We start from the raw sequence: 22575 nt of genomic DNA on the forward strand, positions 1-22575 counted from the left end.
CACTCACGGACATCGAGGGAACCATGTCTCAAACGCCCAACCTCGGACGGCTACGCGGCTTCATCGTCGACCTCGCCGACCTCCTCGCCCAGGCACCGGACGAGCCACGGATACTCGACCAGGGCGCCGCGCTGCTGCGCGACCTGGTGAGCACCGACGACTGGCTGCCGGACGCCTACGCCCAACCCAGCCCGGAGCGTTACCAGCAGTACCTGCTGCACGCCGACTCGCGCCAGGCCTTCTCCATCGTCAGCTTCGTCTGGGGCCCCGGTCAGTCCACCCCGGTGCACGACCACCGCACCTGGGGACTGATCGGCATGCTGCGCGGCGCCGAACTCAGCCAGGGCTTCGCCCGCAACGCCGACGGCAGCCTGCGGCCCGAAGGCGCGGCCGAATCCCTGCAGCCGGGCGATGTGGTCGCCGTGTCGCCCCGGGTGGGCGACATCCACCAGGTGCGCAACGCCTTCGAGAACCGCACCTCCATCAGCATCCACGTGTACGGCGCCAACATCGGCGCGGTGCGCCGCGCCGTCTATGCCGAGGGCGGCGTCGAGAAGCCCTTCATCTCCGGTTATTCCAACCTCCACCTGCCCAATATCTGGGACCTGTCGAAAGAGAGCCTGGCGCCATGAGCCGTATCCCCCTTCGCCGTTTTGCCGACATCCGCTCCGCCCTCCTCGCCCACGAGGAAGTCGCCCTCATCGACCTGCGCGAGGAGGCCCCCTTCGCCGAGGCGCACCCGCTGTTCGCCGCCAACATCCCGCTGTCCAAGCTCGAACTGGAAGTGCTCGACCGCGTGCCCCGCCGCGACACCGCCGTGACCCTCTACGACGACGGCGAAGGCCTGGCCGAGCGCGCCGCCGAGCGCCTGCTGCAACTCGGCTACAGCGACGTGGCCCTACTGGAAGGCGGCCTGGCCGGCTGGCGCGAGGCCGGTGGCGAGCTGTTCCGCGACGTCAACGTGCCCAGCAAGGCCTTCGGCGAACTGGTGGAAAGCCAGCGCCACACGCCCTCCCTCGCCGCCGAAGAGGTGAAGGCGCTGCTGGACGCCAAGGCCGACGTGGTGGTGCTCGACGCCCGCCGCTTCGACGAGTACCAGACCATGAACATCCCCGGCTCCATCAGCGTGCCCGGCGCCGAACTGGTGCTGCGCGTACGCGAACTGGCGCCGGACCCGAGCACCCGTGTGATCGTCAACTGTGCCGGGCGCACCCGCAGCATCATCGGCACCCAATCCCTGGTGAACGCCGGCATCCCCAACCCGGTGGCCGCCCTGCGCAACGGCACCATCGGCTGGACCCTGGCCGGGCAGACGCTGGAGCACGGCCAGCAGCGCCGCTTCGCCGAGGTCGGCCAGCAAACCCGCGAGCAGGCCGCGCAGGATGCCCGCGCTGTGGCTGACAAGGCCGGCGTACACCGCGCTGGCCTCGCACAGCTGCACGACTGGCACGCCGAGCCCGGCCGCACCACCTACCTGTTCGACGTGCGCACCGAAGAGGAATACCGCACCGGTCACCTGCCCGGCGCGCGCTGGGTCGCCGGCGGCCAGCTGGTGCAGGAGACCGACCACTACGCCAGCGTGCGCGGCGCGCGCATCGTCCTGGCCGACGACGACGGCACACGCGCCAACATGACCGGCTCCTGGCTGGCGCAACTGGGTTGGGAGGTGCATGTGCTCGATGGGCTCACGGCAGCGGACTTCAGCGAGAGCGGCGCCTGGCGCCCCACCCTGCCCGCCCTGCCCCAGGTCGAAGCCATCGCCCCGCAGACCCTGGCCACCTGGCTGGAGCATGGCGACACGGTGGTGCTGGACTTCACCGCCAGCGCCAACCACGTCAAACGCCACATCCCCGGCGCCCGCTGGGTACTGCGCGCCCAACTGCGCGAAGCCCTCGCCACGGCTCCGAAGGCCGAACGCTACGTGCTCACCTGCGGCAGCGGCCTGCTGGCCCGCTTCGCCGTGGACGAAGTGGCGGCCATCACCGGCAAACCTGCCTTCCTGCTCGACGGCGGCAACACCGCCTGGGCCGACGCCGGCCTGCCGGTGGAAGCCGGCGAAAGCGGCCTGCTGTCACCGCGCATCGACCGCTACCGCCGCCCCTACGAGGGCACCGACAACCCGCGCGAGGCCATGCAGGCTTACCTTGATTGGGAGTTTGGGTTGGTGGAGCAGTTGGGGCGGGATGGGACGCATGGGTTCTTTGTGGTTTGAGGAAGGACCCTGAGTGCCTGCTCTCTGCCTGGAGCAGGCACTCACGTCAGTTGATTGGAATGGACACCAGTTGCCTATGGCAGCCCATCAACAACTCTCTCTGGCCTTCCCAAGCAGGACTTATCGCTCTGACGCCTCATATGTGTAGTTCTCGGCGATGATTCGGGTTGCAAAACCTACAAGACCCGCAGCACTGAACATCAGGACGAAAATCCAGGGCCATAGGAATCTGTACCAGTTGTCATGCCTCAGATTAAGCAGAGCCATGACCAGCGCGATCAGGGCAATCAGCCCGTACCCATTGATTGAAATGAAGAAAATGATAATGAAAAGAAAAGATGACTTGTGCCACGGGGTCTCTGCCCCAGCGCTTTTGGGTTCTTTAGCGCTCATAAGCGGTGCCAACTCCCTTGAGCACTGATTCTGGCGGGCGCTGGATGATGCCCGGCGAACGATCTGGACGCTACTGGCAGTTGGTGTTCTGAGGCGCCAGTCACTCTCGTCCCCACTGACTTGCCTGCGCAGACACGCTGCTGGTGCATACCGCTGGGAGTCATGTCGTCGCCCGCCCCAGCAAACCAGCCTCAGGCAGATTTACTGCGGGTTCGTAACTTCAAATCAGATATCCTTCCGCCCTCCTGGCAATTCCTGCCCCCCGGTATACGCAGCGGCTGTGAGCCTTTTCCGTCACAACGCTGGATATGCCACTCACCCACAATTTGGTACCGCACAGTTCCATGAAGAAACTCATAGCGATCTCCTTCATCCTTCTAAGCGGCTGTTCAATCTTTCCTGAAACCAAGGAAGAGCTGCTGCAAACGGGCAACAAAAGCCCGGAATACTGCTTCAACGACGAGAGCGAACGGGTTGCCGAGCGCGTCGAGACCTACCTGTCGAAGTGCTTTAGGCCAAGCTACGTTCGCACTGGGAACGTCACCGGCTTCGTAAATAACCAACAGTTGAAGAAAGAAGTAAGCAATGGAGCCACTGGGCTTTCTGTTTACTCGCCGTCAGGCACGGGAGCCGGCTATTTCTTGCATGCCCTGATTTCAAAAGGCGACGCCAGTTGCAAGACAAAAATGTCCATTACTGCTTACAACTTTGCGTGGGAAAGACATTTTGGAAGGCTGAAGGAAAGCGCTGAGGGAAACGAGCCGGGATGTGGCCTTTGAATCAACTACACATTGAGGATCCGTGTTGACTGCCTAATGGAAAATTTACTTACAAGAACAATCAAGGAGGAAATAGCAAAGTGGCATGCATTTCCTTGGTGGCCTACTGACCCAATGGATCCCGAATTTGACAGGGAAGCCAAGAGCATTGCAAAGCAGCTTGGACGTATTCACTCGGAAAGAGATGCCGCGCTCTGCCTTAGCCGTGTACTTACTTCGTCATTTCAGGCCTGCCCGCAGTTTTCACCTGAGGCATGTCTGGAAGCAGGCAGGTCGCTGTATACCCGACTGGTTGCGGAGAGGCTTATTTTCTGATGTCGATTTGTCAGCTACAACGGACAGCCCACCAAGCCGTCTTGCTGCTAATGCAGGCGTCCTGCTCTAACCGATAATTGTCACTCTCATCTTTGCGACATGCGCCTGGAACAGACCCGAGGCGCAGTTTGCAGCACCTTGAAGAATCAAGGTTGTGCGCCTGACCAAGTGATGCTTTCAAATTTACGGGCCCCAATCCAGCTCACGCTTAGCCAGAAATTTTCTGGCGGCTCAGGCAGTTCAGTTAATTTCGGTGAATCCTGGCAGAGGTCATCTTCGTCATAGATCATATGCTCGAAGCCGAAATCATTATTCTTGCCAATCACGTAGGTGGGGTGTGGTGCGTTGAGATCATAGTGAATTGAATAGACGTCGAACCGCATGCCTGACTTCCCACTCTTGTCATGCGCCCTCCAAAATTCAGGGAGCAGGCGACGTGAAAATTCCTCGGCAAAGCGAACTGCATGCTCGATGTCATTCCACACCGCTTTTACGGTCTCTTGCGCCTGCTCAACGTATGGCACGTATGAGTCGTCTTTCGGGTGCTGGACATAAATGAGTCGTTGACCGAACTGGTATTCACATTGCGAGACAGCAGAGGAGACATCCCAGTGGCCTAGGATTGGCCTGGAAACGAGATCAATGCACATGGTTTAACCGCCCTGCAAACGAAGAGAACCAATCTTGGCTCAATCCCTGCTCCTCACAATCGAGCCGATTGGACCAGCACCCCATAGCTGGCGCCTCAGACCTCTTTCCCATAAGGGCTGGGCAGATCGTTGCGTTCGAGCAGGTATTCCATCGAGTTGTTGATCGCCCACACCAGAAGCGCATCCAGCGTCATATCGAGGGGCTGGCCCTTCAGCAGCGGTTCGAGCCGCTGCACATTGCCGGGTAGTCTTCGGTGTGGAAGCGGAACCGCCCGTAGTTGCCGTGGCGGTCCACCAGGAGATAGGTGCAGTAGTGGTCATCGTCCGACCAGCGCCCGAAGCAGAAGTAGTTGGCGCTCAGGTGCGCGATCTGTTCTTCCGTCAACTCCTCCCTGGCGAAGTACTCGCCGAAGTTCCAGGCGATCGCCGGGCAGAACGCATGCAGGCACGGGTAGGAGGTTGAGGTCGAACGCCCATAGATCTCGAGGATGCGGCGGTCGCCCCAGCGGCCGCGATCCGCAATGACGTCGTAGATGGCGAAGCGCTTCCTGAACAACGCCTTCAACTCTTCCGGTATCGCGAACGCATGCTGCGTCTCGGCGCTCAGCAGATCCTCGTCGGATACAGCGCCCGACCACTCGAACAGCGTGCCGTCCTGGAAGTACTCGTCGAAGTACAGTTCATAGGTCTGCCCTTCCTCGTCGTAGAACGCATGCAGGCTCAGGCAGAACGACTCGAAACGGTTCAGGGCCTCAGGCCAGGTTTCGTCCGCCCCGCCACGGAGATGCTCGCCGTAGCTGTTTTCACCAGCGGGTTGGGGCTGGATGCCGAGGATGCCTTTGATTTTCTTGAACACGATGGGGGCCTTGACGAGGGGTTGGGGAATGATTGCAACCATAAATGCAGGAACATCCAACTGACGGCGGTGCAGGACATTAATTTGAAACTACGGATGTAGATATTCTGAAGTATGCGCGTAAAGCGAAAGCAAAAGGAGCGCCATTACAGCGCTCAATTTAAAAAATACCAATAGTTGCAAACTGATTACCTCACTCACCTTGCCCTCCACCACTACTAACTCTAATCCCTCCATTGCGCAACCTATGTATCGGAAAATTTATCTCACAAACCGAACAACTGCACCAAGCAGTTGCATTGTGATTCGCAGGCAGCTCTGCCTCAACACCACATCCACATACAGGGCAATCAACAAATTCTTTCTTCACCTGCGGGGGCTGGATAGTTTTTTCATACGGCTTATGGATGGTTATTCCATTTCTGGTTCTGTGTATATGAAAACCTCTATCACAACTAGAGCACCGCGGCTTGGCGGACGACCCCGGAAACTCCTCCAGCCTAGATGTAACAAATGAATTGCAGTACGGGCAATTAACGACTGCTGTATTTGCCTCCTGAACCCTCTCTTCCTCTTGTTTTATTTCAGCAACCGACGAGCTTTCAGCACTCAATAACTCAAGCAATTTACTAAGCTGAATTATATAAAATGCCTTGCCTTCCGAAGCTCGGCGATATTCATCAAGAAGTTCAAACCTGGGAAGAAATCCTGCCCCGCCTGCGCGATGTTGCCAGTCAGCCTTTTCATCCCCACTAACAAATATCAAATCTTTTTTGTTGGTCTTGCCAATTTCTAAAATTGTTTGCCAAATCAAAAAATCCCCAATGCCATGGTCATCTTTTCCTGAGTCTTTATAGCCTGGTGGAATCAATAGCCGCTGCCGCCTCAAAAGCTCTTTCAGTGCTTCCTCACGATCTAAAATTGGCTCTACTATTCGCCCATCCGCAAATATCTCCTTATAAGAGGTATTTACAGGATCGCTCCATTCCCAAGAATGTATTTTTGATAGAAGCGCCGAATTAGCTTCTCCTATCTCTTTTTTGAGCCCTTTCGTCCTGGCAAGTAACTCATTAAGCTTAACGTACTCAGCAATACCATCCAAAATTGGGTAGGAGATTTTCTCTATGGAGATAAATCGACTTATTTTATCCAAAAGCCCCTGATGAAGTTCCGATATTTTATTGGGCCTATTTTTCACAAACTCTCTAGCCACTTGAGCCGGCAAATATATGCGACCTTCATCCTTCAGTCGTTTAAATATCCCCATAATTTGCTGAAAACTATTAGCGCCGGCACCATAAGGAATTAGCAGGGCGTTTGTATCCAGCACTATGTCACCATTTTGCGCTGCGTCATCAACAGTATTCACCCGAGCAACAAAGGCATCAACTGCTGACGGCAGAACCGACGAAGCAAGAAAGACTCTTTCAATATCGCAGTCCTCTAGCTTAATTCCACCTTTTAGCTTGACCGTATCATTCATTTTAATTCTCGATCGAGAGTGGGCTTGAACGCAAAAAATAAATTTCCGCAAACGCAAAATGAATATAGCGTTACTGACCATAGCGTCAAATAGCACGCCCCCTCTCGACTTCCGTTGCTGTGTAGCTCTCTTCCGCTTTAGCTAGCGCGCCAGTGATACATATAGAAGAGGTTACAGCCGTCTGGGCACAGTCTAGGTGTCAACGAAGCCAACCACCTTGCCCTAAACCCTCACCATCCCTATCCTCCCCCAGCCACGATGAATCCCGTGGCCGGGTTTGACAGCCCGTTTACGTTGGCGAGTTTGCCCTTGGGGTCCTGCAAAACGATGAACAGCTTTTGCAGACACCGAACGGAGCAAGTAAATGGACCTTAATTGGAACTTCGCCATGCATGACGCATCCACCCCCATCACCTTTCAACGCCACTGCCATCAACTGCGCGCGGTGATGATCGACAACCGCCCCTGGTTCGTCGCCATCGATTTCGCGCTGATGATCGCCGCTGCCCGGCCCTATCGGCTGACCAAGCGCCTGTATCCCCACCAGCACCGTTTCGCGATGCTGCGTTTTGCCAGCGGTCGTTGCGAGGAGCTGGAGTTGATCAGCGAGGCCGGGCTTTACCGGGCGCTGTATCGCTTCGGCCACCCGGAGCATTGCGCGTTGAGCCAGTGGCTCAGCGATGAGGTGATTCCGGCGCTGTACGACTATCACCGCGAGGTCGATGCCAGCCCGCGACGCATCCTGATGACCTGGGCGAACCAGCGTGTCGGCGCCCTGCGTTGGCAGGGGGAGCTGTGGATCGCGCGGCGGGACCTGCCGCATTTCATGGCGGCGCAGGATGACCCGGCGCTGAGCGACGGGCCGAGCTGGAAGCGGTTTTTCTAGGGGCAGGACGGGAGCGCCGCATGGAGGTGCGGCGTTTTCGGCTCCGGCAGCACCCGCTGGCCGGCCAACTACCATTCAGCATGCCTATCCCCACCAATCCGGCCGTGAATGACGGTTCGGTGCAGTTTGACCTTGAACCGAGCTTGAACCTTAGGGTTCGGCCATGCGCTCCATGCCCTTCGCTTCCGGGCGAGCTACGGAGCTGCTGCCGCGCTACGAGCACGACAATCTTTTCGATTCGTCGAAGTTCAAGCAGCGCTTTCCTGCCTTCGAAGTGACTACCTATCGCCAGGGGCTCGAGCAGGTGCTCGCCGGCTTGGTTCGTCAGGCCTGAGCTCGCTGCATGATCCGTGTCGCATTCCAGTAATGCGTCGTATCCTGCCGACCGAGCTGGGGTGACTTCTCCATAAGGAAGAGAGATGGCTACAAGCGCCGTAACGTTTGAGGGCAGGCATGCATTTATCAATGATGCGAGCCTCTACGAGCTCATCAAGGCGATTGCCTTCAACTTAAAATCCAGAGTTGATGAAGGCTCTGAGCACAATTGGTTGATTCTGGCGTGCTGTTCCTGGATGGATGAGTACGAAACCATGCCTCCCGGCTTAAGAGATATTGATCTTGATAGATGGCTGATCACGCCTGAAAGAAAAGAGATGTTCAGAGCGTATTTGCAGTGGCTTAAGTCCGTGCCTATAGACAGGAAGCCCTACGACTCTGACGTGTTGATAAAGGTTATCGATAGGCTAGAGCTGGAGCTCTTTGATGCTGCCGGTAGCGCGTAGGACCTCTTGGGGCTCGTCGTGACGGTATAGAGACCTACCGGCAGTTCCTCGCGACGATGTGTACGGCACACCTTAAAGCATGGGTCATCCTGACGTCGCTCCCACTGGAGTTCGAATGAAAAGCGCCGCATGGGAATGCGGCGTTTTTCTGTGTTGCGCTCGCTGGGCAAGTTGGTGGGCTGAAGCGGAACGCCACCCGGCCCACCTTGCTGACTCAGGCCGCTCTGCCCTGCCCCGTGCGGCGGCGTGACGAGAGCGGCAGCAGGTGGCGCAGTTCTTCTTCGACGATGCGGTTTTCGAGGCGCATGTCGAGCATGGGGCAGCTGAGTTCCAGGCAGTCGCCATGTTGCAGGTGGGTGGCGACGATTTCGCTGTCGAGGCGGCTGAAGAGGTAGTGGACCATGCCCGGCTGGAGGAATTGCGGGTGTTGTTCCAGCAGGGCTTCGCCGGCTTCCCGCGAGGCGCGCCAGGCCTGCGGGTCGAGGCGCAGGTGGGTTTCGCTGAAGCAGGTGCCATTGCGTTCGATGCGTTGGCGCAGGTGCAGCGGTTCGTCCAGCTCGCCCAGCAGCAGTTCCGAGGCCACGGCGCATTCGAGCAGGTGGGCGCGGGCGGATTGGCCCTGCAGTGGGTCGTGCAGGTCGTGGCCGAGGGTGACGCCGACGTGGAGCAACTGGCCCCGCGAGCCCACCAGGTAGATGGAGACCAGGCAGGCGTCCGCCGCGATGGCCTGGACGTGGTACGGCACTTCCAGGTCGTCGCGGTCGATGCGCAGGACGCGGCCGTTGCCCTTGTAGAACCAGCCGGCGTCGTCCCGCGCGCCCAGCGGCAGGCCGCTGACGTGGGTGAGCAGCGGGTTGTCGGGCATGGCGGGCGGGCGCAGGCGGGTTTCCTGGCGCAGGGCCGGCAGCGTGTGCGTCGGGCCCGGCAGGTGGCGCAGGTGCGCCAGGTGGTCCTGATGGCGGCGGGCACAGTCCTGCAGGGTCTGGTAGAGGCCGCTGCTTTCGCCGTGCACCCGCACCGTGTGCGCGGGGTCGTCGCCCAGCAGGCCGATGCGCGGCCCGCCGCTGTGTTCGATGTCGAGGACTTTCAGGTAGTCGCCCATTTCAATTACTCCCTAATAAGCAGTGCGGCGTTGGCCGGCGGTGTGGCTTCGCGGGGTGCCTGCGCGCGGCCTTCCTTGAGCCCGAGCGCCAGGCACAGGCCGGCGAGGCTGCCGGCCAGGGCCAGGTAGAGGATCGATGGCAACCCGTGGTGGGTGGCGAGGTAGCCGGCGAGGATCGGCGCCAGGCCGCCACCGAGGATTTCGCCGAAGCCGATGACGATGCCGGTGGCCGCCGTGAGCAGGTGCGGCGCCACCGATTCGCCCGTGAGCGGGCCGACGGTGAGGCAGATGAGGCTGAAGTTGAAGAAGGTGATGAAGAACAGCACCCCGAACAGCAGCCAGGGCTCGGCGGGGGTGACGATCAGCGTGGCGACCAGTGCGGCGCTGGCACAGAACGAGAGCAGCACCACCGGTTTGCGCCCGAAGCGGTCGGACAGGCCGGGGATGATCAGTTGGCCGACGAAGCCGCCGAAGCCGATCGCCGAGATCACAAGCGCCATGGCCTCCAGCGACAACCCGAGGTGGTCGGTGAGGTAGCTGGGCAGCAGCGCGCATAGCACGAACTGGCAGGTGAGGATGCAGAACATGATGCCGATGTTGCGCCGCACGTTGCCGCTGCCGAGGGCCGCGAGCCACAGGCGCCAGGGCCGCTCCTGCCCGGCCTGGAGGGGTGCGGGGACGGGGCGGTAGGTGCGCTGCAGACACCAGGCGAGGATGAACCCGGGGATGGACACGCTGATGAACACCCAGCGCCAGGAGCCGAGCCAGGCCAGCAGGCCGGCGGCGATCAGCGGCCCGAGGCCGAGCCCGAGGATGGGGAACACGGCCTGCTGCACGCCGATGTTGAAGCCGGTGCGCCGGGGGTGCGAGACCTGGGTGGTGACGCTGATGCTGGTGGGGGTGAAGGCGCCCTCCGAGAAGCCCATGAGGCCGCGCAGGAGGATGAGCCCGAGCACCCCGCCGGCCAGGGCGGAGAGCCCCGAGAGCAGCGAGAAGGCGAGCACGGAGACGACCAGCACGCGCTTGGCGCCGAGCCGCTCCACCAGGCAGCCCATGCCCAGGGCGGAGACGCCCCAGGTGAGCGCCAGGGCCGCGGAGATGTTGCCGAGGTCCTGATAGTCCAGCTGCAGGTCGCGCATGATCAGCGGGAACAGCGGCAGGATGATGAAGCGATCCAGCCCCACCAGGCCGAAGCTCAGCGACAGCAGGATCACCATGCGTGTTTCGTAGCGGGCATCCCAGCCCGTGTCGCTTGCCTGCTCGCGCATGGCCAGCCCTCCTCTTCTAAGGAGCCGAAAAGGGTGGCGCGGGTTACCCCGCGCCACCGTGCCCGAGGGTACTCAGGCTGCCCATTCACCGAGTGCCATTTCGGCGGTGAAGCCCGGCCCGAACGCGGCGAGCAGGCCTTTGCTGCCGGGTTTGGGGGAGCTGTCGAACTGCCGGCGCAGGACGTCGAAGACCACCACGCTGGCGATGTTGCCGGCCTCGGAGAGGCTGGTGCGCGAGAGCGAGACGCGCTCGGACGGCAGGTCGAGGTGGCGGACCAGTTCGTCGAGGATCTTGCGGCCGCCGGTGTGGAAGATGAAGAAGTCGTTTTGCGCGCAGTTCTGCTGGTAGCCGGCCTGGTTGAGGCGCACGATCACCGGGGCGACGTCCTTGATGGAGTTCATCACGGCCTTGTCGAGGGTGAAGTGGAAGCCGGTGTCCTTCACGTCGTACTTGATGAAGTGCTCGCTCTTGGGCAGGAAGAACGAGTCGGTGGCCTTGATGCGGAAGCCCTTGGCCTCGTCGTCGGCGCGCAGCACGCAGGCGGAGACGGCATCACCGAACAGTGCCGCGGAGATGAAGGAGTGCAGCTTGGTGTCGTCCGGCTGGTAGCACAGCGAGGAGAACTCCAGGGAGACGATCAGCACGTGGTTGTCGGCCTTCAGGGTGGCGAAGTCGTGGGCGCGGTTGATGGCGGCGGCGCCGGCCACGCAGCCGAGCTGGGCGATGGGCAGCTGGATGGTGGAGTTCGGCAGGCCGAGGTCGTTGATCAGGTGGGCGGTGAGCGACGGCATCATGAAGCCGGTGCAGGAGGTGACGATGACCATGCGCACGTCCTCGGGCTTGAGGCCGGCGTTGTCCAGCGCCTGGCGGGCGGCGGCGGAGGACATCTCGCGGGCGGCACGCTCGTAGACGATGCTGCGGTGGGTGAAGCCGGTGTGGATGGCCAGCTCGTCGATGGGCAGCACGAGGTGGCGCTCGTTGACCTCGGTGTTGAGGATCATGCGCTTGGCCAGGGCCATGCGCGGGTGGTCACCGTGGAGGTTCTCCAGGTGCTCGATCATCTGCTGCTGGGTGATCTTGTGTTGCGGGAACAGTACGTGGGGTTGGCAAAGAGTCGACATGTTGAATCCTCGTTGATCGTTCAAAATTCGTTCATTCAGTGGGTAGGAACCCGTTCTTCAGGCACAGCCAAGCCCGTCAGCGCTGGCGTGGGCCAGCACTTCCCGGGGGGCAGCGGCAGGAGAAAAGGGCGTAAACCGCACGCCGGAAAATGACGTTCTTGTTTTAGCTGCCACGGAGCCCATCCGGGCCCCGCGGCAAGAGCCTCAGTGGTCGAGTACGAACTTGTAGGCGTACTGCCAGGCCAGGTTGCTTTCACGCACCTGCTTGCGCACCACCATCTTCACGCGCGCGCCGACCTTGAGCTGGGCCGGGTCGACGACGTCGACGATCTCGGAGGCGATCACCAGGCCGTCGTCCAACCGCACCATGGCGATGTGCCGGGGCACCACTTCGCCGTAGCCCATGGCCGCGAGGATCGGGTTCTCGGCATTGGCCATGACTTCGATATGGCCGGTGCGCTGGCAGCGGTAGGGGCTGACCTTCAGCGAGTTGCAGGCGCCGCAGACGGTGCGCCGGGGGAAGAAGATCTCGTTGCATTCATTGCAGCGAGTGCCTTCGAGCCGGTACTTGCCGCCGTGCTCGCGCCATTCGCGGAGCATGCTGGCGGTGGTCATCCGGTGGATCTGTTCGGGGTAGAGAGACATGGTCGACACTCCTCAGTCGTTGGCCAGGACGATCACCGAGTTGTGGGCGGCGTAACCCCCCAGGTTCTGCGAGACGGCGATACGGGCGCCGGGAACCTGGTTGGTGGACTCGCCGCGCAACTGGCGGAACAGTTCGGTGATGTGCAGGATGCCGTCGGCGCCGGAGGCGTGGCCGCGTCCGATGTTGCCGCCGTCGGTGTTCAACGGCAGTTGGCCGTCCAGGGCGATGCCACCCTCGCGGACGAAGTCGCCGGCCTGGCCGGGTTTGCACACGCCCATGGATTCCATCTGGATGAGCCCGGCGCCGAGCAGGTCGTAGACCTGGGCGACGTCGATGTCCTTGGCGGTGATGCCGGCCTTCTTGTAGGCGATCTCGGCGCAGGCGATGGAGTTGGCCGAGACGGCCATGCCGACGTCCTGGGGCAGGCCCGGGTACTTCAGTGTCGGGTTGTGGTAGCGGGTGCCGTAGTAGTGCGACACGCCGGTGTAGGCGCAGCCCCGCACGAACACCGGTTTGTCGGTGTACTTGTGGGCCAGGTGCTCGGCCACCAGGATCGCGCAGCCGCTGGCCTCGCCCCAGGCGAGCATGGAGCCGCAGGCCTCGGTGCGCTTGAGCTCTTCGAGGCTGGGGATGGGGTGACCATAGCGGGTGGAGCCGGGGGTGTTGTGGGCGTAGATGCGCATCTGCCGGCCGAAGCTGGCGAGCACGTCGGCCTCGCGACCGGCGTAGCCGTACTTGTGGAAGTACTCGGCGGTGGCCAGGGCGAAAGCGTCGGTGTGGGAGATGCCGAGGAAGTAGTCGTACTCGCACTCGGTGCTGGAGCCGATGTACTCGGCGTAGTTGAAGTGGTCGGTCATCTTCTCGAAGCCGCCGCACAGGACGATGTCGTATTCACCGGAGGCCACCATCTGGTGGGCCATCTGGAACGACACCGAGCTGCTGGTGCAGTTGGCGGTGCTCATGAAGGTGGGCGCGGGGCTGATGCCGAGGGCGTCGGACAGGGTCGGGCCGAGGCCGCCGTATTCGGAAATGCCCTCGCCGTGGTAGCCGTAGGCGACGCCCTGAATTTCACGCGGGTGCATCTTGGCGGCGTGGATGGCCTCGTAGGCGGACTCGACGATCATTTCCTTGAAGGTCTGCCGGACGCGGGAGTTGCCGGGTTTCGGCGTATGGGCGGCCGACACGATTGCAACGCGACGTGCAGTCATGGTTGTGCTCCTTGCAGTACGGGCGGTCAGAGGTAGGCGGTCAGGGCGTAGTCGGCGCGCAAATACTTGAATTCGTATTTGATCGACGTGCCGTAACCCACGTACACCTTGTTCTCCAGCACCTTGCGCAGCGGCTTGGCGCGCTGCTGGTAGGCGAGGATGGCGTCGGTGACCGTCAGCGCGATGGCATCGCTGCCGGCGCCGAACCCGTACGACGAGAGGAGGATCTTCTGCCCCGGCCGTGCCTGGTCGAGCACGTTGATCAACCCCAGCAGCGGGCTGGCCGAGCCGGTGTCGCCGACGCTGCCGGCATAGATGCCGGGCTCGATCTGGCGCGGCTCGAAGCCCAGGTGGCGGCCCAGCGAGCGGGGGGTGGAGACGAGGTTCTGCTGGAACACCGCGTAGTCGTAGTCATGGCTGGAGGTGCCGAGCTTCTTGAACAGGCCGTGCACGGCGCGGGCGGTCTGCTCTTCCAGGCCGATGCTGTTCTTGTCGGAGCCCAGGCCCATGCCGGAGCGGATGTAGCGCTCGCCTTGCGGGCGGATGTTGTCGGCCACGTCGGCGGCGCAGGAGAAGCTGCCGTCGAACTCGGCGATCAGGTTGTCGCGGCCCAGCAGCAGCGCGGCGGCACCGGCGCCGGCGTAGGCTTCGGTGAGGTCGCCCGGGGCGGTGTTGCGGTTGATGGTGTCGGCACCGATGGCCAGGGCGTTGCGGGCCATGCCGGAGGCGACCAGGGCGTGGCCGATCTGCAGGGCCGAGGTGCCGGACTTGCCGGCGAACTGGACGTCGGCGCAGAAAGCGTCGTAGCCGCTGCCGAGCATCTCCAGGATCACCGCCGCCGAGGCGCGGGATTCATAGGGGTTGGTGCAGGTTCCCAGGTACAGGGCGTCGAGCTCGGCGATACCGCCCTGCTCCACCGCCTGCTGGGCCGCGAGGGCACCCAGGGTGATCACATCCTCGTCCGGCTGGAGCACGGCACGTTCGGTTATCCCTAACTGATCCCTGACCAGTCTCAGGTCGGCGTTACGCCAGACGCTGAGCACCTCTTCGACTTTCAGGCGGCACACGGGCAGCCCGTAGCCGTAACTGACAATTCCTGTCTTATGCACGGTCGTATTCCTCTTGAGCATTTTCATTGAGACAAGCCATCCCTTGCCGTCCGGAATGGGCAGCACGCAAATCACATCGAAAAAGGCACTCCTGCTTTTGTTGTGTCGAGCGGGACCGCACGAGTCGTTCGGCTCGCTACAGGGTGTCCGCGACGTCCGCAGGTTGTCGCACGGGCACCGATAGCTCTCTCACGCATGGGGCGTGCTTGCGTTGCCAGCGCCAACGACGCTGTGCAGGGCATTGCGCAAACATCACCTTCTCGTCATCGACCCCCCTTTAAAATACGAAACGTTCCGTATCTATTTTATGAAACATTTGAATTTCATTTGCCCGTGAGAGAGAGGTACCGGTAGCCGTGGTTTCTTCTGCCGTGATATGTGACCGCCGACCCGATCCCCCCATCTCAAGAGGGAGTTTTGTTACAAATATACTGCACGAAACGGTCCGTATCGTTTCGCAAAATCAGCCTATACCCTAGAATTCGTTTGTCAACACATTTCCATGGGGACTTTTGCCTTGACTCGAACACGCTCACGAAGCTCCATCGGCTCGCTGCGTAGCCCGCATGCGCACAAAGCCATCCTCAAGTCGACGACCGAGATCCTAATGGAAAGCGGTTATGCCGGGTTGAGCATCGAGTCCGTCGCAAGACGGGCAAGCGCCAGCAAACCGACGATCTACCGCTGGTGGCGGAACAAGGCAGCGCTGATTGCCGAGGTGTACGAGAAGGAAAGCGAGCAGATCCGCATCTTCCCGGAACTTGGCTCGTTCCGCGAAGATCTCTCGTTTCTTTTGCACAATCTCTGGAAGATCTGGCGGGAGACCATTTGCGGCCTGGCCTTTCGGAGCGTCATCGCCGAGGCCCAGCTGGACCCGGAAACGCTGGAGGAACTCAAGGATCAGTTCATGGAACGGCGCCGGGAAGTGCCCAAGCGCCTGGTGGAAAATGCCGTGAATCGCGGTGAATTGCCGAAGGACATCAACCAGGACCTGCTGCTCGACATGATCTTCGGGTTCTGCTGGTACCGCCTGCTCACCGACCAGTTGCGGGCCGAAGAGGACATCGATGACTTCATCAACATGCTGACCAGCGGTGTCTGCGCCTCCCCCACCGCCTGACCAGCAAGACAAAGACCCGCAGGGAGCGCGGGTCGTCCAGGATCAGGCCGGTTGGCCTGAAAACTCGCGGTAGAGTTCCGGCAGGAAACTCGCCAGGTGATTGAACTCGCACAGGTCGTGCACCGCGAACTCGAATGCCAGCTCCTCCAGCCCGGCAGCATCCAGCCCCAGCCCCGCCAACAAGCCCTCCGCCCGTTCAGCACCGGGGAACCGCGCCATCGACGGGTGCGCGCCGACCCAGTAACGGCTGGTCAGCCACATCCCCTCCTCCGTTTCCTTGAACAGGTGGACCATCAGCGACACCGGCACGTCCGGCTCCTGGGCCAGGCTCATCAGCGCACTCACGCTGCCATCGATCTTCGCTTCGCGGTACAGCGCCGGGTCCAACCCCAGTTCCGACGGTTCACGGAAGTCGATCTTCAGGTCCATCAGGCGCGAGCCGACGTACTCCGTGGCGCAGAAGCTGTTGCCGTAGAGCCGCTCGGTGAAGCAGCAGCCGTCGTCACAGAGCTTGTGGGCATTCAGGCAGGGATTCTTCACGTGCGCATAGGGAAACCAGAGCATGTAGCGCTCGGCCTCCAGCGGGTGCCAGAGGAACCACCACTCGAACATGCGTGCGCTACAGCCCGGAAAGAACTTCCGGCTCTGGACATAGGCCATCGGCCCGCTCAACAGTGCGTACCCGGCTTCCGCACTGCGGTAGTCGGGATCGAGCAGGCGATTGATGTCGTCCACCGACGGCGTCAGGGTCTGCTCAAGGGGCAACGGTCCGCGCTGCAACAGTTGCACGGCAGATAACGGGACCTGCATTTCACCGCTGAAGAAGCGCGCGTAAGGCTTGCCGCGAATCGCTTCGCGGTTGCGCAGGAACTGCTTCTGCATTGGCAGGGAAAAATAACTGAATGGCACCATCACGCGTGTTTGCATTGAAGTAACCTGCATCGTTGGTTGCGATGGGGATCAGGCGCGGACGGATCACATATCTCACCTCCCTGCGGGAAGGTGTCGGCCCCAGAGACGCTAGGACAGGTCAAAAACAAAGTCAAATTTGAATTTAAACTAAGCCACACAGAGTCGGTTCCATGACAGCTACAGAGCAGCAGCCCGCCGGTCGCGCCTCTCGCCAGGACGGCCAGGCCACACGCCAGCAGATACTCGAGATCGCCGGGCAGGTTTTCGCTGAACGCGGCTTCGCCAATACCACCAGCAAGGAGATCTGCGCCCGCTCCCAGGCCAACGCGGCTGCGGTGAACTACCACTTCGAGGGCAAGGACGGCCTCTACACCGCCGTGCTGCTGGAAGCCCACCAGCGGATCATGAGCCTGGAGACGCTGGAGGCGCTGTCCACCAGCGAACTGTCAGGCCAAGACAAGCTGCGCCGGCTCATCGCCGAATTGCTGGGCAGCCTCGGCAGCCCCCGCCTGGCCTGGCCCGCCAAGGTGCTGGCGCGGGAGCTGCTCTCCCCTTCCCCGCTGCTGCCGGCCGTGCTGAAGATGGAGTCCTTCCCCAAGGCGCGTGCTGCCCGCCGCATCATCGGCGAACTGCTGGGCTTGCCGGAGGATGACCCGGCGGTGCTGCGCAGTGCGCTGAACATCTTCTCGCCCTGCCTGTTCCTGCTGATCGCCCACGACACTCTCAGCACCACCGTCCTGCCCGGCCTCGACACCCAGCCGCAACCCCTGCTGGAGCACATGCTCACCTTCGCCCTGGGCGGCCTCGCGGCCATTGGCGGACCGCACCGCGCCGGTTGAGACCGACCGGGCGGCTGCCCTGCCCTAGCGCTCTGCAGGCGGGCGCTCGTGAACCGCCCGGAGAAACTCGGCCGCCAGGTGATGCGCCCATGAGCGCGCGGTGAACCCGGCGAGGTAGGCGCAGTGGCTGCCCCGCCGGGTGACCGCCAGCACGGTCCTGGGCATGCGTGCCATGGCGTGCTGGTGGTCCCGCACGTTGCCCACCACGCACACCGGATCATCCTCGGCGTTGAGCACCAGCAGCGGGATGCTCACCGTCTCCATCACCGTGATCGGGTTGCAGCTCTCCAGGTAGGCCTGCTGGCTGGGGTAGCCCGCGCACTCGTACAGGTGACGGTGGAATTCATCCAGGCTCTGCGCGCCCTCCAGGGCGGCCAGGCTGGGCAGGTGCGCCAGCGCGTCGCGGTTGGGGGTGACGAACTGGCGAACCAGCTTGCGTGCCATCAGGCGGGTGTAGGGTGCGCGCGAACGGGCGAAGGCCACGCGGATGTCGTAGCCCGGGCAGTAGGCGAAGGCGCCGCGCAACGGTGTCGCCTCGCCCTCCTCGCCCAGGTAGCGGATCAGCAGCCCCGTGCCGGCGGAAATGCCCGCGGCGTAGAGCGGCGAGCGGGGGTAGCGTTCGCCGATCACGCGCAGCTGTTCGCGCAGGTCCGCCGTGTCGCCCATGGTGTTGAAGCGCGGGCTGGTCAGCGGTAGCCGGCCGTGGCCACGGCGCTCGCAGAACACCACGCGCCAGCCCGTGAGCCGCTGCAGGTCCCGCACGAAGCCGCGCATGCTGTGGGGCGAGCCGGTGATGGTGTGCAGCACCACCAGGGTCGGCACCTCCGCCGGCAGCTCGGCGCCGAGCCAGTGCAGCGCCGTGGTGCCGCCATCGGCCATGCGCAGGGTGTCGACCCGGTCGTAGGCCAGGCGCGGGGCGAAGGCCTTCTTCAGGCCCAGGCCGAGCAGTTGCAAGTGGCCGTTGAACAGCCAGGGCGTCGCCCAGAAGCGGCGGGTGAGGCGCGGCACCTGGGCGATCAGCGCCTGGTTCTCCGGGTTGGCCTGGTAGACCAGCTCCGGCTTGCGCGCCGCCGTGCGCAGGTAGTGGGCGCCGAGCCCGACCGCCAGCACGGGCAAGGCGGTGATCCAGATCGACATCGGAACTCCTCAATCAGAAAGAAACCTGCCCCGGCATGGGCCCACGCCCGCTCAGGTGCGCAGCTGGGCCCGGAGTATCTTGCCGATGGGCTGCTTGAGGCAATTGCATGTGGAAGTCGGTGCCCGCTTTGTCGACGGCCCCCTCAAGGGCCTGCGGTCAACGGTTACAGCTCAAGAGAACGCAAACGCACCAGACGGCTAGCACGCGCGCGTCCTGCCGGGGCTTTGAAAGGCAGGCTCTGATTGCCCTACCCTTGCCGCCCTGTCGAGGACGTACAGCGAGAAGGAGTCTTGATGCAGCGCGTGATGATCATCGGCCAACCCGGGTCCGGCAAAAGCACACTGGCCCGCAGGCTGGGCGAACTGACCGGCTTGCCGGTCGTCCACATCGACACCATCCATTGGCAGCCGGGCTGGGTGGAGCGCAACCGGGACGAGAAGACCCGCCTGTGCCACGAAGTCGAGGCCCGTGAGCGCTGGATCTTCGAAGGCGGCCACTCCGAAACCTGGGGCAACCGGCTCGCCCGGGCCGACCTGCTGGTCTGGATCGACCGCTCGGCGCCGCTCCGTTTCTGGCGCGTACTGCTGCGTACCCTGTCCCAGCGGGGCCGCACCCGCCCCGACCTGCCGGAGAACTGCCCGGAGCAACTGGGCAACCTCCCCGAGTTCTTCGGCTTCATGTGGCGCACCCGGCAATCGGCCCGGGCCAAGATGGAACAGCTCGCCGCCACCGCGCCCTCCACCTGCCGCGTCGTGCGCCTGCGCTCCAACCGGGATACCGAGCGTTTCCTGGCGGACATCCAGGCAAATCCTGGGTCGTCTCAGGTCTGCGCACCGACGCGCCGCTGAACGACTGAATCCTTCCACCACGCGAACCGGCCCTCTCACCCAGGCTCCTCGATGCCTGCTGCAAGCACAGCAGAGCCTAGGACTCTACGTGCCGGGCGGTCGCCTACATGCGCCGACTGGTTGAGCCCAAACCATCCCCACCCCGGATATGAAGGGATCACCTCGGTACTTCCCTGTTCATCAATCCTCGGCACTGCCAGCGGCATTGAGCAACGTACAAAGCAGCACTTCAGGGATTCAGCAGTCTTCTGAAGGAGCGCCCCCTACTTCGCAAAGCCTTCCACTGAATATCTACCAATGGTAGGTTACCAAAGGTAGGTAGAGTCTCCCTCCTCCTTTCAATCTCGAACCAGCCTTCACTGGAGTAACAACATGCACGCCCTTATCGTTGTAGCTCACCACAATCCTGACTCGCTGACGCACGCTGTCGCCCGGCGTATCGCGCTTGGCATCGAGGCTGGAACCCACCGACACACCTTCGAACTTGCAGACCTGGCGAGCGAGGGCTTCGACCCCCGTTTCAACCTGGCAGATCAGGCACTGTTTCAAGGACAGGCATCGCCGAGTACTGAGATTGCGATGGAGCAAGCACGGCTGGATCGGGCAGATGCACTGGTGCTGGTCTATCCCATCTACTGGTGGTCGTTCCCCGCCCTGCTCAAAGGCTGGGTTGACCGAGTGTTCACCAACGGCTGGGCCTATGAAGAAAACGGAAACGGAAAGGTGATCAAGAAACTGCGCCGACTGCAGGTCCACCTGGTTGCAGTCGGTGGCGCTGGGGAGGGAACATTTAACCGACATGGTTACGCATCAGCCATGAAGACCCAGATTGACCACGGCATCTTTGACTACTGCGGCGCCCAAGTACGCAGCTCGTCATTTCTACTGGCATCTGATGTTGGCTATCCGGAATCCGCTCTAGAGAAAGCAGATCAGATCGGTGCCAGCGTGTTTATGGAAGTGCAAGGGAGAAAGCTGGCCCGATGACCTCGTCTACTTTTCCGTCTTCACGCCGTCGCTTGACTAAAGAAGCGCGTACCCGCCAGTTGCTAGAGGTTGCATGGTCACTCATTGGCAGTGAGGGTACGGACGCCCTCAGTCTTGGTCGCTTGGCTGAGGCAGCCGGGGTCACGAAACCGGTGGTCTACGATCACTTCGGTTCCCGCAATGGCCTGTTGGTTGCACTCTACGAGGACTATGACGTCCGCCAGACAACTCTTTTTGATGCTGCGGTCCTGGAAGCCAAATCCACCTTGATGGATAAAGCTGGCGTGGTCGCTGGCGCGTATGTCGATTGTGTACTGACACAAGGGCGTGAAATTCAGGACGTATTGGCCGCACTGAGTGGAGCGCCGGAGCTGGCAGCGTTGAAGCGTCAGTATCAGGAGCTCTTCATCAAGAAGTGCGCAGGGATATTCATGCCTTTTGCTGGGGCCGAGGGCATTTCAACGGCAAGTCTCTGGGCAATGCTCGGGGCTGCTGATGCGCTCTCAGAAGCGGCTTTAGCGGGTGATATCACCGACGCAGAGGCAAAGGAGGAGCTCCGACAGACCATCTTGGGCATGGTTCAGCGAAGCACCTGACTTTGCTCCGCGCCACGCTGTGCGTGCTGATGAAGCCGACCGCATGGCAGGACCTTCGCGACCTGAACCAGTACATGAGCGGCGTGATTACGAGGAAGTGACCCCGTAAGTTTCACGATGAAGCAGATGAGCTTTTACGAATGAGGGAGATGGCCGCTACGAGGTGCTCGTGACGGCCAAAAACGGAGAGCTGAGCCGGCAAACTGATCGGTTTTGATTGGTTGGTGCATTCAAAATCGGCAGAGGCCGAATTCAACACGGAAATATAGGACTACTTCAGACCACTCCTAAAGTAGTGGCAAACCTTTTTTCAGCAAAGTGAAGTGCCGCCACATCGCCGATCACAAGATTCAAGCAAACAACTCCATTGGCCCATACACACACTCAATTCCATTTCTAGAGACCGGTTTACTGCCCTGCTCTAGAAAGTCACCATCAACACTATATAAATGAGGATATGTAGCCGGCCCATTATAGGACGAGATTGAGATCAGGCACTCCAGAACTCCCGAGCATCCGCCATGGTCAAATGAACTCATATCGCTATCAGGAACCGAAGTCGGTGTACACCCACACCTCAAACACTTTCCAGGGGCCTTTCTACGGGCTCTCCACTCTGCCCAGCCCACCAGCTCGCTCTCCACAGCCCGAAACGTCTCTTTCAAACTTTCGAACGTAAGGTTTTCTATAAAACTTAAACTGGATGGGTCCTGCACCAATTCGATCAGCGCACGCTTCTCTGCCAAAACCCCTTCAAGATACTCCATTTTTTCATCATCTCTTTCCAGCACCTCAGCAACCGAAATATCGTTACAAGAGGTGCACCAGAAATGTCTCTGAGCCATGGGAATCCTATGAGTTTCCGATAATAAATACTCTCTCGGCAGATATTTCATTTGGCGCTCGAATGAGCAGTAGGTGCACTTGTAATTCAACAGCATCTTTTCTTCACCAAATCAAGAGGATTAGCAAGTAAGCCAGCAAAATAGCCAAACGAGCATAAGACTCGACCTAGGCATCACTCAACAGCAGATTTCCAGGAAAATGCCCAACAGATGCCGTTTCACTACAAGACGGTAGTTCCACTGGTCATATCGCCAGCAATATCAGAGCAACAAAAGCTTGTACGTGCTGATGTAGCCGACTTCATCTATTGCTCTAGCTGTGAGAGTTCGTACGGCGATACCTGATAGTACAGCCGCAGAAAGATAGCACGGCAGAATCGTCCCAAACGCAGCAGAGCTGCGAACAATATCTCGCTATCGTCACTCGGGCCTTCCTGCAGGATGGCTGATCAAACTCGGAGTAAGGCCGAAGCAAGTTG

25 protein-coding genes are annotated in these 22575 nt (G+C 61.1%); 11 read left to right on the forward strand and 14 right to left on the reverse strand.

What is annotated here, in order from left to right; all coding sequences use genetic code 11:
* Positions 1-23 precede the first annotated feature (23 nt).
* Positions 24-632 carry a cysteine dioxygenase family protein gene (locus tag BM198_RS16335; RefSeq protein WP_021221876.1) on the forward strand — a complete coding sequence of 203 codons (609 nt, stop codon included), beginning with the start codon at positions 24-26 and terminating at the stop codon, positions 630-632.
* Positions 629-2212, forward strand: a complete 1584-nt coding sequence (locus BM198_RS16340; RefSeq protein WP_074971358.1) for a rhodanese-related sulfurtransferase — start codon at positions 629-631, stop codon at positions 2210-2212. The genes BM198_RS16335 and BM198_RS16340 overlap by 4 nt, the downstream gene beginning before the upstream one ends.
* 120 nt (positions 2213-2332) lie before the next feature.
* Here BM198_RS16340 and BM198_RS16345 read toward each other — a convergent pair whose 3' ends face one another.
* The gene (locus BM198_RS16345; protein WP_074971359.1) at positions 2333-2605 is read right to left on the reverse strand and encodes a hypothetical protein; all 273 of its coding nucleotides are present in this window, start codon (positions 2603-2605) and stop codon (positions 2333-2335) included.
* 344 nt (positions 2606-2949) lie between these two features.
* On the opposite strand from BM198_RS16345, the gene BM198_RS29665 reads away from it, so the two are divergent.
* Positions 2950-3384 (forward strand): hypothetical protein, encoded by a 435-nt coding sequence (locus BM198_RS29665; RefSeq protein ID WP_139233639.1) that lies wholly within the window; start codon positions 2950-2952, stop codon positions 3382-3384.
* Positions 3385-3845: 461 nt separating this feature from the next.
* Here the strand turns inward: BM198_RS29665 and BM198_RS29670 are convergent, their stop codons facing one another.
* The 4 genes from BM198_RS29670 to BM198_RS29675 form a co-directional block, all read right to left on the reverse strand.
* A complete protein-coding gene (locus BM198_RS29670; RefSeq protein ID WP_074971360.1) occupies positions 3846-4349 on the reverse strand; it encodes a hypothetical protein in 504 nt (167 codons plus the stop codon).
* 95 nt (positions 4350-4444) lie between these two features.
* Positions 4445-4585: a hypothetical protein gene (locus BM198_RS30175; RefSeq protein ID WP_167368472.1), complete on the reverse strand. Its 141-nt coding sequence runs from the start codon at positions 4583-4585 to the stop codon at positions 4445-4447.
* The gene (locus tag BM198_RS16355) at positions 4561-5205 is read right to left on the reverse strand and encodes a hypothetical protein (protein ID WP_139233640.1); all 645 of its coding nucleotides are present in this window, start codon (positions 5203-5205) and stop codon (positions 4561-4563) included. Before BM198_RS16355 ends, BM198_RS30175 begins: the two co-directional genes overlap by 25 nt.
* 193 nt (positions 5206-5398) lie before the next feature.
* The gene (locus BM198_RS29675; RefSeq protein ID WP_139233641.1) at positions 5399-6688 is read right to left on the reverse strand and encodes a PIN domain-containing protein; all 1290 of its coding nucleotides are present in this window, start codon (positions 6686-6688) and stop codon (positions 5399-5401) included.
* 364 nt (positions 6689-7052) lie between these two features.
* Here BM198_RS29675 and BM198_RS16360 point away from each other — a divergent pair, with 364 nt between their 5' ends.
* The 3 genes from BM198_RS16360 (at position 7053) to BM198_RS16365 (ending at position 8356) form a co-directional block, all read left to right on the forward strand.
* Complete coding sequence (locus BM198_RS16360; protein WP_244165706.1) at positions 7053-7574, forward strand: BRO-N domain-containing protein; 522 nt, start codon at positions 7053-7055, stop codon at positions 7572-7574.
* 163 nt (positions 7575-7737) lie between these two features.
* Positions 7738-7908, forward strand: a complete 171-nt coding sequence (locus BM198_RS30180; RefSeq protein WP_167368470.1) for a hypothetical protein — start codon at positions 7738-7740, stop codon at positions 7906-7908.
* Between the two features lie 85 nt (positions 7909-7993).
* Complete coding sequence (locus BM198_RS16365; RefSeq protein ID WP_074971362.1) at positions 7994-8356, forward strand: hypothetical protein; 363 nt, start codon at positions 7994-7996, stop codon at positions 8354-8356.
* Between the two features lie 214 nt (positions 8357-8570).
* Here the strand turns inward: BM198_RS16365 and BM198_RS16370 are convergent, their stop codons facing one another.
* The 6 genes from BM198_RS16370 to BM198_RS16395 form a co-directional block, all read right to left on the reverse strand.
* A complete protein-coding gene (locus tag BM198_RS16370) occupies positions 8571-9458 on the reverse strand; it encodes a hypothetical protein (protein ID WP_021221867.1) in 888 nt (295 codons plus the stop codon).
* Positions 9459-9463: 5 nt separating this feature from the next.
* Positions 9464-10726, reverse strand: a complete 1263-nt coding sequence (locus BM198_RS16375; protein ID WP_074971363.1) for an MFS transporter — start codon at positions 10724-10726, stop codon at positions 9464-9466.
* 72 nt (positions 10727-10798) lie between these two features.
* Entirely contained in the window at positions 10799-11848 is a 1050-nt protein-coding gene (locus BM198_RS16380) for a type III polyketide synthase (protein ID WP_074971364.1), read from the reverse strand.
* A 204-nt stretch (positions 11849-12052) separates the two neighbouring features.
* A complete protein-coding gene (locus BM198_RS16385) occupies positions 12053-12493 on the reverse strand; it encodes a Zn-ribbon domain-containing OB-fold protein (protein ID WP_074971365.1) in 441 nt (146 codons plus the stop codon).
* A gap of 12 nt (positions 12494-12505) precedes the next feature.
* Positions 12506-13702 carry a thiolase family protein gene (locus BM198_RS16390; protein WP_044402899.1) on the reverse strand — a complete coding sequence of 399 codons (1197 nt, stop codon included), beginning with the start codon at positions 13700-13702 and terminating at the stop codon, positions 12506-12508.
* A gap of 26 nt (positions 13703-13728) precedes the next feature.
* The gene (locus BM198_RS16395; protein WP_208610370.1) at positions 13729-14811 is read right to left on the reverse strand and encodes a hydroxymethylglutaryl-CoA synthase; all 1083 of its coding nucleotides are present in this window, start codon (positions 14809-14811) and stop codon (positions 13729-13731) included.
* Between the two features lie 517 nt (positions 14812-15328).
* Between BM198_RS16395 and BM198_RS16400 the strand changes: the two genes are divergently transcribed.
* Entirely contained in the window at positions 15329-15931 is a 603-nt protein-coding gene (locus tag BM198_RS16400; protein ID WP_044402906.1) for a TetR/AcrR family transcriptional regulator, read from the forward strand.
* 42 nt (positions 15932-15973) lie between these two features.
* Here BM198_RS16400 and phlG read toward each other — a convergent pair whose 3' ends face one another.
* A complete protein-coding gene (gene phlG / locus BM198_RS16405) occupies positions 15974-16858 on the reverse strand; it encodes a 2,4-diacetylphloroglucinol hydrolase (protein ID WP_074971367.1) in 885 nt (294 codons plus the stop codon).
* A 155-nt stretch (positions 16859-17013) separates the two neighbouring features.
* Here phlG and BM198_RS16410 point away from each other — a divergent pair, with 155 nt between their 5' ends.
* Positions 17014-17682 (forward strand): TetR/AcrR family transcriptional regulator, encoded by a 669-nt coding sequence (locus BM198_RS16410; protein ID WP_074971368.1) that lies wholly within the window; start codon positions 17014-17016, stop codon positions 17680-17682.
* Between the two features lie 24 nt (positions 17683-17706).
* On the opposite strand, the gene BM198_RS16415 is transcribed toward BM198_RS16410, so the two are convergent.
* Complete coding sequence (locus BM198_RS16415; protein WP_074971369.1) at positions 17707-18819, reverse strand: YheT family hydrolase; 1113 nt, start codon at positions 18817-18819, stop codon at positions 17707-17709.
* 294 nt (positions 18820-19113) lie between these two features.
* Between BM198_RS16415 and BM198_RS16420 the strand changes: the two genes are divergently transcribed.
* The 3 genes from BM198_RS16420 to BM198_RS16430 all read left to right on the forward strand — a co-directional run bounded on the left by BM198_RS16420 (position 19114) and on the right by BM198_RS16430 (position 21251).
* Positions 19114-19668: an AAA family ATPase gene (locus BM198_RS16420; protein WP_074971370.1), complete on the forward strand. Its 555-nt coding sequence runs from the start codon at positions 19114-19116 to the stop codon at positions 19666-19668.
* Between the two features lie 372 nt (positions 19669-20040).
* The gene (locus tag BM198_RS16425) at positions 20041-20655 is read left to right on the forward strand and encodes an NAD(P)H-dependent oxidoreductase (protein ID WP_074971371.1); all 615 of its coding nucleotides are present in this window, start codon (positions 20041-20043) and stop codon (positions 20653-20655) included.
* Entirely contained in the window at positions 20652-21251 is a 600-nt protein-coding gene (locus BM198_RS16430) for a TetR/AcrR family transcriptional regulator (RefSeq protein WP_074971372.1), read from the forward strand. The genes BM198_RS16425 and BM198_RS16430 overlap by 4 nt, the downstream gene beginning before the upstream one ends.
* A gap of 350 nt (positions 21252-21601) precedes the next feature.
* Here the strand turns inward: BM198_RS16430 and BM198_RS29680 are convergent, their stop codons facing one another.
* Entirely contained in the window at positions 21602-22147 is a 546-nt protein-coding gene (locus BM198_RS29680) for a hypothetical protein (protein ID WP_139233642.1), read from the reverse strand.
* Between the last annotated feature and the right edge of the window lie 428 nt (positions 22148-22575).

It is taken from the genome of Metapseudomonas otitidis, from assembly GCF_900111835.1.
GTDB classification, from domain to species: domain Bacteria; phylum Pseudomonadota; class Gammaproteobacteria; order Pseudomonadales; family Pseudomonadaceae; genus Metapseudomonas; species Metapseudomonas otitidis.

What these genes read in the sequence shown, in the direction of transcription:
- BM198_RS30180 (WP_167368470.1), top strand. Translation starts at nt 7,738, where the DNA reads ATGCGCTCCATGCCCTTCGCTTCCGGGCGAGCTACGGAGCTGCTGCCG.
- BM198_RS29675 (WP_139233641.1), bottom strand. Translation starts at nt 6,688, where the DNA reads ATGAATGATACGGTCAAGCTAAAAGGTGGAATTAAGCTAGAGGACTGC.
- BM198_RS16385 (WP_074971365.1), bottom strand. Translation starts at nt 12,493, where the DNA reads ATGTCTCTCTACCCCGAACAGATCCACCGGATGACCACCGCCAGCATG.
- BM198_RS16380 (WP_074971364.1), bottom strand. Translation starts at nt 11,848, where the DNA reads ATGTCGACTCTTTGCCAACCCCACGTACTGTTCCCGCAACACAAGATC.
- BM198_RS16415 (WP_074971369.1), bottom strand. Translation starts at nt 18,819, where the DNA reads ATGTCGATCTGGATCACCGCCTTGCCCGTGCTGGCGGTCGGGCTCGGC.
- BM198_RS16390 (WP_044402899.1), bottom strand. Translation starts at nt 13,702, where the DNA reads ATGACTGCACGTCGCGTTGCAATCGTGTCGGCCGCCCATACGCCGAAA.
- BM198_RS16340 (WP_074971358.1), top strand. Translation starts at nt 629, where the DNA reads ATGAGCCGTATCCCCCTTCGCCGTTTTGCCGACATCCGCTCCGCCCTC.
- BM198_RS29670 (WP_074971360.1), bottom strand. Translation starts at nt 4,349, where the DNA reads ATGTGCATTGATCTCGTTTCCAGGCCAATCCTAGGCCACTGGGATGTC.
- BM198_RS16365 (WP_074971362.1), top strand. Translation starts at nt 7,994, where the DNA reads ATGGCTACAAGCGCCGTAACGTTTGAGGGCAGGCATGCATTTATCAAT.
- BM198_RS16375 (WP_074971363.1), bottom strand. Translation starts at nt 10,726, where the DNA reads ATGCGCGAGCAGGCAAGCGACACGGGCTGGGATGCCCGCTACGAAACA.
- phlG (WP_074971367.1), bottom strand. Translation starts at nt 16,858, where the DNA reads ATGCAAACACGCGTGATGGTGCCATTCAGTTATTTTTCCCTGCCAATG.
- BM198_RS16345 (WP_074971359.1), bottom strand. Translation starts at nt 2,605, where the DNA reads ATGAGCGCTAAAGAACCCAAAAGCGCTGGGGCAGAGACCCCGTGGCAC.
- BM198_RS16425 (WP_074971371.1), top strand. Translation starts at nt 20,041, where the DNA reads ATGCACGCCCTTATCGTTGTAGCTCACCACAATCCTGACTCGCTGACG.
- BM198_RS16360 (WP_244165706.1), top strand. Translation starts at nt 7,053, where the DNA reads ATGGACCTTAATTGGAACTTCGCCATGCATGACGCATCCACCCCCATC.
- BM198_RS16370 (WP_021221867.1), bottom strand. Translation starts at nt 9,458, where the DNA reads ATGGGCGACTACCTGAAAGTCCTCGACATCGAACACAGCGGCGGGCCG.
- BM198_RS16420 (WP_074971370.1), top strand. Translation starts at nt 19,114, where the DNA reads ATGCAGCGCGTGATGATCATCGGCCAACCCGGGTCCGGCAAAAGCACA.
- BM198_RS16410 (WP_074971368.1), top strand. Translation starts at nt 17,014, where the DNA reads ATGACAGCTACAGAGCAGCAGCCCGCCGGTCGCGCCTCTCGCCAGGAC.
- BM198_RS16335 (WP_021221876.1), top strand. Translation starts at nt 24, where the DNA reads ATGTCTCAAACGCCCAACCTCGGACGGCTACGCGGCTTCATCGTCGAC.
- BM198_RS29665 (WP_139233639.1), top strand. Translation starts at nt 2,950, where the DNA reads ATGAAGAAACTCATAGCGATCTCCTTCATCCTTCTAAGCGGCTGTTCA.
- BM198_RS16430 (WP_074971372.1), top strand. Translation starts at nt 20,652, where the DNA reads ATGACCTCGTCTACTTTTCCGTCTTCACGCCGTCGCTTGACTAAAGAA.
- BM198_RS29680 (WP_139233642.1), bottom strand. Translation starts at nt 22,147, where the DNA reads ATGAAATATCTGCCGAGAGAGTATTTATTATCGGAAACTCATAGGATT.